This window comes from Flavobacterium hydrocarbonoxydans, from assembly GCF_009789235.1.
GTDB lineage: Bacteria > Bacteroidota > Bacteroidia > Flavobacteriales > Flavobacteriaceae > Flavobacterium > Flavobacterium hydrocarbonoxydans.
The window spans coordinates 134,575-148,003 of record NZ_WSTB01000001.1; the positions used below are offsets into that span (position 1 = coordinate 134,575).

The 13,429-nt window shown below is 33.8% G+C and carries 14 protein-coding genes; 12 read left to right on the forward strand and 2 right to left on the reverse strand.

The genetic code is table 11. The features are described from left to right. The first annotated feature begins 539 nt into the window (after nt 1-539). From GON26_RS00570 to rlmH, 8 genes are all read left to right on the forward strand, one after another. On the forward strand, nt 540-1,598 hold the full coding sequence (locus tag GON26_RS00570) for a glycoside hydrolase family 130 protein (protein ID WP_160372796.1): 1,059 nt from the start codon (nt 540-542) through the stop codon (nt 1,596-1,598). After that, the gene (locus GON26_RS00575) at nt 1,579-3,846 is read left to right on the forward strand and encodes a glycosyltransferase (protein WP_160372797.1); all 2,268 of its coding nucleotides are present in this window, start codon (nt 1,579-1,581) and stop codon (nt 3,844-3,846) included. The genes GON26_RS00570 and GON26_RS00575 overlap by 20 nt, the downstream gene beginning before the upstream one ends. A 185-nt stretch (nt 3,847-4,031) precedes the next feature. Further along, nucleotides 4,032-4,913 (forward strand): pirin family protein, encoded by an 882-nt coding sequence (locus GON26_RS00580; RefSeq protein ID WP_160372798.1) that lies wholly within the window; start codon nt 4,032-4,034, stop codon nt 4,911-4,913. 5 nt (nt 4,914-4,918) lie between these two features. Next, entirely contained in the window at nt 4,919-5,314 is a 396-nt protein-coding gene (locus GON26_RS00585; protein ID WP_160372799.1) for an OsmC family protein, read from the forward strand. Between the two features lie 6 nt (nt 5,315-5,320). After that, nucleotides 5,321-5,605 (forward strand): GNAT family N-acetyltransferase, encoded by a 285-nt coding sequence (locus tag GON26_RS00590; protein WP_160372800.1) that lies wholly within the window; start codon nt 5,321-5,323, stop codon nt 5,603-5,605. 225 nt (nt 5,606-5,830) lie between these two features. Further along, nucleotides 5,831-7,246, forward strand: coding sequence for an amidohydrolase family protein (locus tag GON26_RS00595; protein ID WP_160372801.1), 1,416 nt, complete (start codon nt 5,831-5,833; stop codon nt 7,244-7,246). 208 nt (nt 7,247-7,454) lie between these two features. Beyond that, on the forward strand, nt 7,455-7,757 hold the full coding sequence (locus tag GON26_RS00600; RefSeq protein WP_160372802.1) for an antibiotic biosynthesis monooxygenase family protein: 303 nt from the start codon (nt 7,455-7,457) through the stop codon (nt 7,755-7,757). 94 nt (nt 7,758-7,851) lie between these two features. Then, nucleotides 7,852-8,325: a 23S rRNA (pseudouridine(1915)-N(3))-methyltransferase RlmH gene (gene rlmH / locus GON26_RS00605; RefSeq protein WP_026982293.1), complete on the forward strand. Its 474-nt coding sequence runs from the start codon at nt 7,852-7,854 to the stop codon at nt 8,323-8,325. Nucleotides 8,326-8,359: 34 nt separating this feature from the next. Here the strand turns inward: rlmH and GON26_RS00610 are convergent, their stop codons facing one another. Together GON26_RS00610 and folP are read right to left on the reverse strand one after the other, a co-directional pair. Next, nucleotides 8,360-8,992: a hypothetical protein gene (locus tag GON26_RS00610; RefSeq protein WP_160372803.1), complete on the reverse strand. Its 633-nt coding sequence runs from the start codon at nt 8,990-8,992 to the stop codon at nt 8,360-8,362. Nucleotides 8,993-9,053: 61 nt separating this feature from the next. Continuing rightward, nucleotides 9,054-9,878: a dihydropteroate synthase gene (folP, locus tag GON26_RS00615; protein WP_160372804.1), complete on the reverse strand. Its 825-nt coding sequence runs from the start codon at nt 9,876-9,878 to the stop codon at nt 9,054-9,056. 281 nt (nt 9,879-10,159) lie between these two features. On the opposite strand from folP, the gene GON26_RS00620 reads away from it, so the two are divergent. The 4 genes from GON26_RS00620 to GON26_RS00635 all read left to right on the forward strand — a co-directional run bounded on the left by GON26_RS00620 (nt 10,160) and on the right by GON26_RS00635 (nt 13,334). Beyond that, nucleotides 10,160-10,699, forward strand: a complete 540-nt coding sequence (locus GON26_RS00620) for a DUF1599 domain-containing protein (RefSeq protein ID WP_160372805.1) — start codon at nt 10,160-10,162, stop codon at nt 10,697-10,699. A 91-nt stretch (nt 10,700-10,790) separates the two neighbouring features. After that, complete coding sequence (locus GON26_RS00625; protein ID WP_160372806.1) at nt 10,791-11,891, forward strand: BT_3928 family protein; 1,101 nt, start codon at nt 10,791-10,793, stop codon at nt 11,889-11,891. Between the two features lie 205 nt (nt 11,892-12,096). Then, nucleotides 12,097-12,549 carry a hypothetical protein gene (locus GON26_RS00630; RefSeq protein WP_160372807.1) on the forward strand — a complete coding sequence of 151 codons (453 nt, stop codon included), beginning with the start codon at nt 12,097-12,099 and terminating at the stop codon, nt 12,547-12,549. Between the two features lie 290 nt (nt 12,550-12,839). Further along, nucleotides 12,840-13,334, forward strand: coding sequence for a TlpA family protein disulfide reductase (locus tag GON26_RS00635; RefSeq protein ID WP_160372808.1), 495 nt, complete (start codon nt 12,840-12,842; stop codon nt 13,332-13,334). Nucleotides 13,335-13,429: the final 95 nt, after the last annotated feature.

Below are 13,429 nucleotides of genomic sequence, written 5' to 3' on the forward strand. Positions count from 1 at the left end.
ACAAAGGCACTAAGTTTTTTTTACAAGTTTTGCTTTGCATCTTTAAAACAAAATGCCACAAAGGCTCAAAGGCACTAAGTTTTGCTTTGCATCTTTGAGCTTTAGCTCCAAAAATAAATTAAAAAACTTTGCGCCTTTGTGCCTTCGCGGCAAAAAAACTTAGTGTCTTCGTGGCAAAAAAAATCAATCCTAAAAGACGCACTGCTGTGCGCCTCTACAAAAATTGGAATGGAAAAATTGGAATAGACAATTTGAATCTCAAAAATGCAGAAACGTTTTTTCTCCCGCAGATTAAGCAGATTGAGCAGATTTTTTAATCCTTCTAATCCTTTAATCTGTGGCAAAAAACTTCGCGCCTTTGTGCCTTTGTGGCAAAAAAATTCGTGCCTTCGTAGCAAAACCCTTTCAATCCCGTATAATACTTCGCTCCCATTCTTACATAATTCCCACAAAAATATTTTAGAGTTAATTTTTTAATGGATTGGATTAATCATAAGTTGATTCCAACCCTAATTTTAGATAAAAATAAATTAAGCGATATGGAATCAGTTACAAAACATGGCGTAATTTTAGAAAAAACCGAAAGACCTTTTGAAGAATTAGGCGTTTTAAACCCAGCTATTTACCAGGAAGGAAATACAGTTCACATGTTTTACAGAGCTGCAAAAAAAGGTAATTTTTCTACGGTAGGTTATTGCCGACTTGAAGGTCCTTTGACCGTAGTCGAAAGAAATACAGAACCAATATTCACTCCTGAATATATTTATGAAATTCATGGTGTAGAAGATCCACGTATTACAAAAATAGAGGATACTTTTTATATGACTTATGTAACCTATGACGGAATCAATGCGTGTGGCGCTCTGGCAACTTCTACTGATTTGAAATCGTTTAAAAAAAGAGGAATCATCACGCCAAAGTTTATGCTGAATGAATTTACTAATCTGATTAGAAAACATTTGCAAAACCCAAGCGTAGCCAAAATACTGGCTTTCAATCTGGAAAGAAACTATCCACTGACCGAAACCATCAAAGAAAATTTATTTGTATGGGATAAAAACGTGGTTCTTTTTCCAAAAAAAATAAATGGAAAGTTTGTTGCCTTACACCGCTTATTTCCTTCAATTCAAATTTTCTCATTCGAAAAACAAGCTGAATTAACAGAAGACTACTGGAAAGATTATTTAAAAAATCTTCCGGAACATATTGTAATGGAGCCCACTTTTGAGCACGAAACCAGTCATATTGGTCCAGGTGCTCCTCCTATCGAAACTCCTGACGGCTGGCTGCTTATTTATCATGCTGCCGAAAGACGCGAAAAAGGTTTGGTGTATCATGCCTGCGCTGCATTATTAGACCTGAACAATCCCGGAAAAGTGATTTCGAGATTAAAAAAACCTCTGATTACCCCATCCGAATATGGTGAAAGACATGGTTATGTAAACTATGTCATTTTCCCAACAGGTACCGCAATTTTTGATGACCTTTTATATATATATTATGGCGCTGCCGATGATAAAATCGCTGTTGCCTCTGTGAACCTAAACGACTTATTAACTGAACTAAAAAACAATCCTCATGAAGACAATATCAAATAAATCAAAAATAGTTTTTCTATCTACATTTCCCCCAACACAATGTGGAATCGCAACTTATACGCAGGATACTATCAAAGGAATCACAGATGTATTTGGCAAATCTGTTACTTGTGAAATTTGTGAATTGGTTAATAAACCCAAAGCCCAATCAACACAAGCTTATACTTTGAACACCAGAGAAAAAGAAGATTATACTCAGGTAGCAAAAGAAATCAATCAGGACGAAGATGTAAAACTGGTTCATATTCAGCACGAATTTGGTTTGTTTGGCGGCAATTATGGCGATTATTTATTAGGTTTTTTAAACGAAATCAAAAAACCGGTAACCTTTACTTTTCATACTGTTATTCCTAATCCTAATAACGAATTGAAGACGTTTGTACAACTGTTGCTTTCGTACAGCAATTCGGTTTTTGTGATGACCAATAAGTCCAAAGATATTTTGATAAACGAATACAATATCAAAGAAGAAATTATAACGTATGTACCCCACGGAACGCATATTGTAATTTATGAAACTCCTTTGCAGGCCAAACAAAAACTGGATATGGAAGACCGTATGGTACTCTCTACTTTTGGGCTTTTGGGCGAAGGAAAAAATATCGAAACCGGTTTAAGAGCACTTCCAAAAATTATTAAAAACACACCCAATGTACTGTATTTAATTATCGGAAAAACACATCCAAACCTTATTATTGATGGTGTTGATGCGTATCGTGATAGATTGGAAGGAATGGTAAAAGAATTAAATTTAGAAAATAACGTTCGTTTTATCAACGAATATCTGGATACCGACGAACTTTTAAAATATCTAAAAGCGACCGATATTTATCTGTTTACGTCTAAAGATCCCAATCAGGCTGTAAGCGGAACCTTTTCTTATGCCATGAGCTGCGCTTGTCCTATTGTAGCATCAAAAATCCCGCATACACTAGAAGTACTAACTTCAGATTCTGGTATTTTAGTAGATATTGGTCAGGAAGAACAATTTGCAGATGCTGCCATAAAACTGCTTTCGGATGAAGAGCTGCGTGTCGAAATGGGAATCCAGGCTTTCAGAAAAACCCGTGCTTCTTCTTGGGAAAACGCTGCCATTGCGCACATGAATACCTATAAAGAACTGATGGAAAGTAATGCTGAAATCAAATTTACCTATCCTTCAATTCAATTGGCACACATCAAAAAAATGACTACTGAGTTAGGGATTATTCAATTCAGTAAAATTTCGGTGCCGGATCTTTCTTCCGGTTATACGTTAGACGATAATGCCCGTGCGCTCGTTGCCTTTTGCCATCATTACAAACTGACCGAAGACAAAGACGATTTACCTTATATTCTGATTTACTTAGATTTTATCGAACGATGCCAGAAACCAAAAGGCAATTTTATGAATTATGTCGATGAAAATAATCGCGAACATATTGAGCAAAATGCCGAAGTAAATCTGGAAGATTCGAATGCCAGAGCAATTTGGGCATTGGGAACAGTGGTTTCTATTCAGGATATTTTGCCGGAAGCATTAGTCAACAAAGCTTCTAAATGTTTTCTGAATTCATTAAAATGGGCCGAAACCATCCAGTCTCCACGTTCGATTGGTTTTGCTACCAAAGGTTTGTATCTGTACCATTGTACCGTTCCTAATTTGTATGTGGCCGCTATCATTCAAAAACTGAATGCCAAATTATTGTCGAATTATGAAATTCATTCTTCAAAAAACTGGAAATGGTTCGAAAATTATATGACATACGCTAATGGTATTTTGCCGGAATCGATGTTGTATGCGTATTTGGTGACCAATAAACCAATTTATAAAAAAGTTGCCATTGAATCACTTGACTTTTTATCTTCCAAATTATTTACAGAAAAAGGATTTAAAGTTATTTCGAACAACGGCTGGTATCATAAAGATAGTGAGCCAGAAAGTTTTGGAGAGCAGCCTATTGATGTTTCCTACACCATTCAAACTTACAATGCCTTTTATAGTGCCTTTAAAACACCGGCGTACAAACAGCAAATGAAAGCTGCTTTTGATTGGTTTTTAGGCAAAAATCACTTAAACCAAATTATGTACAATCCTATTAGTGGCGGTGGATACGATGGTTTAGAAAAAGAAAATGTAAACCTGAATCAGGGTGCCGAATCTACCGTTTGTTATCTGACCGCCCGTTTATTAATGGAAAACCTAAAGACAGCAGATTGCAAAGTAATTCATTTAAATACTTCATCAGATATTTTAGTCAATTCATAATTTGTTACGAATAGATTTCTAAATAGTAAAGTCCCTCGTCTGAGGGATTTTTTTATGTTTTAAAAACAGAAACCAACCGTTTTTCTTACTTTTATAAAACAAATAGCAAAACAAACTTTCTTAATCTAAATTAAGTTACAGAGAATGACTCCTACTGTAATTTTGTTACAACTAAAACTAAGAACATGTCAAATATCAGTTTAATTATCGAAGAGCGCTCAGCCAGTATTGGCAATTTTATGGTAGGCAGATTATTACCTTTCCGTGAAAAAAGAGCCGTCGGACCCTTTGTATTTATCGACCACATGGGACCGGCACATTTAAGTGATCATGAAAATATGGATGTCCCTCCTCACCCACACATCGGACTCTCAACATTGACTTTTTTGTTTGAAGGAAGCATCATGCACCGTGATAGTTTAGGAACTGAACTCGAAATAAAACCCGGAGCCGTAAACTGGATGACCGCAGGAAAAGGAATCGTACATTCTGAAAGAACACCGGAATATTTAAGAACTTCTGATAAAATGCTTCACGGATTGCAGATTTGGGTTGCACTTCCGAAAGAATTAGAACAAATGGAACCCAATTTTGCCCACATCGAAGCTGATGCCATTCCGAGTTGGGAAAAAGACGGTGTTTCCTATAAATTGATTGCTGGAGAAGCTTTTGGCATAAAATCGCCTGTTCCGGTTTATAGTCCTTTATATTTTATCGAAATTAAAAGTACATCGGCTCAGAAAATCAATATTGGAAAAGATTTATATGGAGAAAGTGGTTTGTATATTCTGGAAGGAAGCATCAAAAGCGGCGAACACGTTTACGATCCAAAACAAATTTTGATTACCAACGACAGTACTTTGTGTGAATTCGAAATTTCTGAAAATTCAACCGTTTATATTTTTGGAGGAACACCTTTCCCTGAAGAACATTTTATCTTTTGGAATTTTGTTTCTTCGGATAAAAATCTAATCGAAAAAGCCAAACAAGACTGGACAGCGCAAACTTTTCCGAAAGTTCCCGGTGAAACCGAATTTGTTCCTTTACCTGAACCAAGAATTAAATAATATCTATGGATACTATAGCAGCAAAAATTGATACGCGTTTGTATCGCACCGAAATAAAATCAGCCAGCGACAATATCATAATTGCTGATGAACCACAGGAAATGGGCGGCAAAAATTTAGGTTTCAGCCCTACAGAACTGTTGGCTTCTTCATTGGCTTCCTGCACATTAATTACTTTGAGAATGTACATCAATCGTAAACAATGGGAGGTTTCTGAAATCAATATCAAAATTGATTTTGAAAGAGATGCTGACCGAAACGTCTCCTTATTTACCCGAAAAATTGAAGTTATTGGAGAAATAGAAGAAACCCAAAGACAGCGATTAGAAACAATTGCAAACAGTTGCCCTATTCATAAAATACTAACCCATTCAATCGAAATCAAAACAACATTAATATAACTTATCATGGAAATCAAACAAAATAACGAAGGAAGAAAAGGCAATTTTCAAGCAATAGAAGACGGTAAAGAAGCAGGTTTAATGACCTACACCTGGGCTGGAGATTCAAAATTTATCATAGACCACACCGAAGTAAACGAAGCATTTAACGGAAAAGGTGTTGGCAAAAAACTGGTGATGGCAGCGGTAGAATACGCCAGAGCAAATAATTTAAAAATCATTCCGCTTTGTCCTTTTGCCAAAAGTGTTTTTGATAAAACGGCTGACATTCATGATGTACTTTTTTCTTAAGATTCAGGCATAGGGACATCGGTTTATCGTAGAGACGCACAGCAGTGCGTCTTTTAGGTGTGATGAGTTTGTCACAAAGGCTCAAAGACTCTAAGTTTTTTTTTCGAAGATTAAATTTAAATTATTATCTGCGGTATCTGCTTTAATCTTTTAAAATCTGCGTGAAACAAAAATTTAAAATCTCCTACAAAAAGCTTATATTTGCATGTAATTTAAACTTAGAGTATGACGAGGATAATTACATTTTTCTGTTTTTTGATAGTACAAATTGGCTTTTCTCAAACAGCTGAGAACTATTTAGAAAAAATCAGAAACAACGAAGCGCTCCTAACCGCTTTCTTCCAGCAAATGCCTAAAGGCGGCGATTTACACCATCATTTTTCAGGATCTATTTATGCAGAACCTCTTTTAGAAAGAGCTATTGCAGAAGATTTTTATCTGGATTTAGAATCGATGGCCGTTTCAAAAACTAAACCTTCAAATGGCAATTGGGAAACTTTTTCTTCATTACAAAGCAGCGGAAAACTAGATTTTTACAAACAACAAGTGATGCAAACCTGGTCTGCAAAAGATTATAATGGTTCGGTACCTTCTGACGATTTGTTTTTTGACTCTTTTCAGAAATTTGAACCTACTATCCAAGGTCATTTTGCCGAAGGAATGCTCGAACTGAAAAAACGTGCCATTGCTGAAAATGTAAGTTATATCGAAACACAATTATCGACGATTCCGTGTGATATGAAGTTAGATGATTTAGCTGATTTTAACTCTAAACTTCGCGATGCTGCAAAACAAAAAGACGAAAAAGCAGTTTTGAAACTTCTGGACGAATTATACAAATCTTTGCAACAAAAAGACACTAAAAAATACGCCGAAGATTTCAATACCAACTTTATCGCAAAACTGCATAAAGACCTAAAAATGGATGACGAACGCTTTACGATGCGTTATCAAAATTTTGTGTTACGTTTTATGGATCCAGTAGATTTATTCAAGAATCTGACGATTGCTTTTATCTCTGCAAACGATAGCAAATTGGTTGCGGGAGTTAACATCGTTTCTCCAGAACACGGCGAAACTTCGATGAAAGATTATTGGCTGCACATGGTGATGTTCAAATATTGTCATTCGAAATTTCCTGAGGTAAAATATACGCTGCACGCAGGCGAACTAACTTTAGGATTGGTACAGCCCGAAGATTTAACATGGCATATTAATGACGCCATTTATATCGCCGGAGCTAACAGAATCGGACATGGAGTTGATATTGCTTACGAAGAAAACGCCTATGATTTATTGCGCTATATGGCAAAAAACAACATTCCGATTGAAATTAATTTAGGAAGTAACGAATTTATTCTGAAAGTTAAAGAAAACCGTCATCCGTTTACACTCTACAAAGAATTTAATGTTCCCATCGTGATTAGTACCGACGACGCAGGAATTCTAAGAACCAATATGACTGAACAATATGTTTTACTGGCTAAAAGATATCCTGATGTCTCGTATGAAATCATAAAAAAATACGTTTACAACAGCATCAATTATAGTTTTATAAAAGATAATTCGGTAAAAAAACAATTATTGAAAGATTTGGATGCGAGATTTAAAACTTTCGAAGCTAAGTTTTCTAAAAACTAAAATATTTCACGCAGATTTTAAACAGATTTAAGCAGATTAGTACAGATTTTTTATGCCAAAATAATTACCAAAATTTAGTTTGTCAAATCTGTTAGAAAAATAATATCGCTCGCAGATTTAGCAAATGTTTTTATAGTATTCTTTTAATTGATTTGCGGTGATCTGCTTAAATCTGTTTAAAATCTGCGTGAAAAAATAAAAAAAATATATGATTCTAGAAGCCGCCAATCTTTTCGTAAAACCAAATTTAGCCCATCAATTTGAAGCTGATTTTGTTAAAGCAAGTCAATTTATTTCTTCGATTGATGGTTATTTAGGTCATCGTTTAGAGAAATGTCTCGAAGTCGAAAATAAATATCTTTTATTGGTCGAATGGGAAGATCTAGAAAGCCACACCGTAGGTTTTAGAACCTCCGATGTTTATCTCGAATGGAAAAAGATTTTACATCATTATTACGAACCTTTTCCTATTGTAGAACATTTTGAAACTGTGTTTGAATATAAAAAATAGCCCACAGATTTACACAAATTAAGCAGATTTACACTAATGTTATATTTTAAAAATTTGTGATAATTTGTGAAATTTGCGGTTAAAAAAATAACAAATGAACATCAAACTTATCGCCATTGGCAAAACAGATAATAAATCGTTGCAAACCTTAATTGACGATTACACCAAACGCTTGTCGTTTTATATCAAATTTGATTTGGAGATTATTCCCGATATCAAAAACGTAAAAAATTTATCCGAAAGTCAGCAAAAAGAAAAAGAAGGCGAACTGATTCTCTCAAAATTATCTCCAACCGATCAACTTATTCTTTTAGACGAAAACGGAAAAAACTTCTCCAGCGTTGGTTTCTCTGAAGAATTACAGAAAAAGATGAACTCTGGAATTAAAACTTTGGTTTTTGTAATTGGAGGTCCTTATGGATTTTCAGATACGGTTTATAGCAAAGCACAAGGAAAAATTTCGCTTTCGCTAATGACGTTTTCACACCAAATGGTTCGTTTATTTTTTATCGAACAATTGTATCGCGGATTTACGATTTTACGAAATGAACCTTATCATCATCAGTAGAAAAGTTTGTTTCAGGTTTTCTTTGTTTCAGGTTCTAGAAAATGAATTCGCTTGGAATTTCATCATTGAAAGTATCTAGATCATGAACTAAAATTCTATTTTGAATATATTCTTCGTAACTCATGTTCTCATCAAAAATGAAAACAATTTCAGGATTTACAGCGAAATCAATTTGATAAAAATACTTTAAAACTTCTGATTTTTTAACTTCAATTTTTTCATTAAGAAGAACAATATCATTTCCTTTCCTAAAGTGAAATACAAATCCTTCATCAGTAGTTTTGTCCATTTTATAATACACTTTCGTGAAAGGCAAAAAGGCTAAATTATTTCCAATAGAATCAGCATACGAATAATAATTCTCCGCTTTTTCGTTTTTATGGGCTTTTTCAGCTCGCTTTTTTTCCTGAAGTTTCATTACTTCTGGAATTACCAATCTTAAAGGCAAGCGTTTATCAATATTAAAAATCCAATTGGTCGAAATAATACTGTTTTTTCGGTTTACTTCGGCAATAGTATCTTTTCCATTTACTTTAAAAAAGATATAAATGGGTGAAAGATCTTGTACCTCTTTTACAATCGAAACACTTGCTTTTGGAAGTAAAACTTCTTCTTTATTTCCACAGGAAAAAAGAAGAACAGCAAAAATTAGAATACCGTATTTCATATTTTATTTATTTAAAAACATAAAGTATGTCAGAAATGACAAAATGATCGATTATTCAATATCAAAAATTCATTTTCTCAAACAAAGTCACACATTCAACTGCTTCTTTCACATCGTGAACACGAAGAATTTTTGCGCCTTTTGTCAAAGCAATCGTGTTGAGAACCGTAGTGCCGTTTAAAGCTTCCTGTGCCGAATTATTCAACGTTTTATAAATCATAGATTTTCTGGAAACTCCGGCTAAAACGGGTAATTCCAATACATTAAAAAGTTCCATTTTTTGTAGGACTTCATAATTCTGGTCGGTTGTTTTGGCAAAGCCAAAGCCGGGATCCAGAATCAAATCATTAATTCCGAGACTTCTGGCTTTGTTTACTTTTTCAGAAAAATAAAAAAGCATTTCTTTTACAATATCATCGTATTCAGTCAAACTTTGCATCGTTTGTGGGTTTCCGCGCATGTGCATCATAATGTACGGAACATTATACTTCGCAATAACGTCAAACATTTTATCGTCTAATTCTCCCGCAGCAATGTCGTTGATAATCGCCGCACCACTTTCGATACTGACTCTGGCAACTTCGGTCCTAAAAGTATCTATTGATAATAATGCTTTTGGAAAATGCTTCAAAATCAATTCGATTACCGGAACAATGCGCTCGATCTCTTCATTTTCAGACACAAATTCTGCACTTGGCTTACTCGAATACGCCCCAATATCGATAAAAGTGGCGCCATCAAGAAGCATTTTCTCTACTTGCGAAATAATTTCGTTCTGATTTTTATATTTTCCTCCGTCAAAAAATGAATTGGGAGTAACATTCAATATCCCCATTACTTTAGGAGTTGACAAATCAATAAGTTGGCCTTTGCAGTTAATCAACATTTTGTTTCAAGTTTTTGTTTGTTTGCTTCGCCAATTCGGCTAAAGCCTCGTGTCAAGTTTCAAGTTATTAAATTTTGTTTCAAGTTTTTCTTGTTTCAAGTTACTGTACTTGCGTAATGTACTTCAACTTGAAACCTGAAACCTGAAACATTTTTTATAATTTCAAATTGTCCCATTAACACTTTGTTTAGAAAAAACTTGAAACAAAGAAAACCTGAAACTTGAAACTCTTTAATTTAATCCTTATTTTTGAAGAAATTTTAGCAAATATACAGCAATAAATGAAGAATACTTCCTTAGAATATGATAATGTAATCAAGGTTTGTCGCACCTTATTTATCAATAAAATGACGGATTATGGTAGTGCATGGCGCATTTTGAGACTGCCTTCCTTAACCGATCAGATTTTTATAAAAGCACAAAGAATCAGAAGTTTACAGGAAAACGAAGTTCGTAAAGTAGATGAGGATGAAAAAGGAGAATTTATCGGAATCATCAATTATTCGATTATGGCTTTGATTCAGTTAGAATTAGGCGTTGTCGATCAGCCCGATCTGGATGTTGAAAAAGCAACCGAATTATACGATGCTAAAATCAAACTAACCAAAGACTTAATGGAAGCTAAAAATCACGATTATGGTGAAGCCTGGCGTGATATGCGCGTAAGTTCCTTAACTGATTTGATTCTGCAAAAACTACTTCGCGTAAAACAAATTGAAGACAATAAAGGAAAAACTTTAGTTTCTGAGGGCATAGATGCAAATTATCAGGATATGATAAATTATGCCGTTTTTGCTTTGATTCTTAATCCTTTAAAATAAAATAAATTCCAAAAAAAAAAAAATCCAAATCCCAATTCTAAAATTTGGAATTTGGGTTTTTAAAGATTGGAATTTTAATCAAACACAAATTATGAAAAACATCATTACCCAATTTTCCCGCATTTTTGTCGGCGTATTATTTATCATTTCTGGATTAATAAAACTAAACGATCCTGTTGGTTTCTCTTATAAACTGGCAGAATATTTTAGTGAACCGGTTTTCAACATGCCTTTTTTAGAGCCATTGGCTTTAGGATTAGCAATCTTTTTAGTGATCCTGGAAGTTGTTTTGGGTGTAATGTTATTGGTTGGGTACAAAACGAAAATGACGATTTGGAGTTTATTGATTTTGATCGTTTTCTTTACGTTCCTTACCTTCTACTCGGCTTATTTTGATGTGGTAAAAGATTGTGGCTGTTTTGGAGATGCTTTACATTTAACCCCTTGGGAGTCATTTACTAAAGATGTGGTTTTGCTTTTCTTTATATTGATTTTATTCTTTAACCAAAAATTAGTTAAACCGTTATTTCAAACTCAAAAAACCAATTTTGCAGTGTATGTAAGCGTTGTTTTATGTGCATTTATGGCTGTTTGGGTTTTGAATCATAATCCTATAAAAGATTTCAGACCTTATAAAGTAGGAACCAATATCGAGAAAGGAATGGAAATTCCGGAAGGTGCTCCAAAATCGGTAGTAGAGATGATTTTTATTTATAAAGTAAACGGAGTTGAAAAAGAATTTACTGAAAAAGATTTAATGAATATTCCGGAAGGTGCCGTTTTTGTGGACCGAAAAGACAAGGTGATTACAGAAGGTTATGTGCCGCCGATTCATGATTTTACGATGACAAAAGACGATTCTGATTATAAAGAAGAATTGCTTAAAGAACCTAAATTATTAATTTTTGTTACTTATGATTTAAAATTATCCGAACATGGCGGAATGGAGCAATTAGAAAAACTGAACCAGGAAGGTAAAGCAAAAGGATACAAAGTAATTGCCATGACGGCTTCCGGAGCAGATGAAGTTGCAAAAACAAAAAAACAATATGGATTGAATGTTGACTTCTATTTCTGTGATGCCATTGCATTAAAAACAATTGAAAGATCGAATCCGAGCATTGTAGTTATACAAAAAGGAACCATCATTCAAAAAGTACATTATAACGATATTAAGGATTTAAAGTTATAATCTAAAATAAAAATAAAACCAAAGCCCCACAAAGAAAATATTCAAAAAATTTCTTTGTGGGGCTTTTTACTGCAATCAAAAGAAATCGAACGGAAAACTAAAATTTAAATTAATATTCACAAAATCATAACATTATAATTTTTTGATTATCAATAATATTCGTGAAATTTGTTAAAACAAATAAATACTACCTAAAGCAATAAGAATGAAAACTTTATATATTTTCATATTCGCTTTTTTATTAATCGGATGTAACAATCAATACAATCCGCTAGACAACCTGCTTTCTCCAGAAACAGTTGCTTTTCAGGTACTAAACAAAGATAATGGGCAAAATCTATTTACAAACGGAACTTATAATCCGGGTGAAATCACCATTACAAATTTAGAATCCAACAGTCCTGTAAACTTCAGCTTTATTACTGATAATTCTTTAAATCTTATTGTAATCGAAAACATAGGTAGAGAAAGCGAGTCTATAAACTATGCGGTTAAAATAGCGGGTAAAAACCTTTTTGATTTTACTGGCGATGCAATTTTGGTGAAAAACGAATTTTCTGAACCTGAATATTCAAATTTAAAGGTTGAAAATGCTGCCAATCTGTTGGACAAAACTACCGGCGTTTATAAAATTCTGGTGGAACCAAATCGTAATTAGTCCTTTCTAAATATCTCTTTATTGATTTCTAAAAAGCGTTTTTATTTGCTTTTGAATAGCTAATAAATACTTTTTTTCTAAAATTTATTATACTTTTTTAAAGCAATTTTTCTGTTCCGCAGAAAAAAGCAATCAAATTATACTTTAAAAGAAGCTACTATTACGTTTTCATTCGGTTTTTTCTAACCGAAAATTCAGCATTTGTGATAAAATAAACGACTCTTCAAATTTTGTTAATCTGCATTTGGCATTCCATATCTTTGTTTAACTTTGTTCAAAACTAAATTTAAATGAAACAGATAGCTTTATTCGTAATCGCATTTATAACTTTTTCCTGTTCGCAGGCTCAGAAAACGAGTTTTTCAAAAGAAGCCTTGTCTCAAAAATTATTAGCGACAGATGATAGTCAGATTACTTTCAAAAACATATTAAAAAAATACAAAGGAAAAACTTTGGTTATCGAAGTTTGGGCTTCCTGGTGTGGTGATTGCGTAAAAGCAATGCCAAAAGTAAAAGAACTTCAAGCCAATAATCCTGATGTTTCCTACTTATTCCTTTCGGCGGATAAAACGGCTGAAAAATGGAAAATCGGAATTGAAAAACATGCGTTAAAAGGCGATCATTTTATGATGACAGACGGTATGAAAGGTGTATTTGGAAAATCAATCGATCTGGATTGGATTCCGAGATACATCATCGTTGACAAAACCGGAAACATTGTTTTATACCGTGCTATCGAAACAGACTTTGATAAAATCAGTGAAACTTTAAAAAGTTTGAAATAAAGATTCAATGGCAAATGGCAATGACAATGGCAAAAGTCAATGGCAAAAGTCAATGGCAAAAGTCAATGGCAATGACAATCGCAAACGTCAATGAC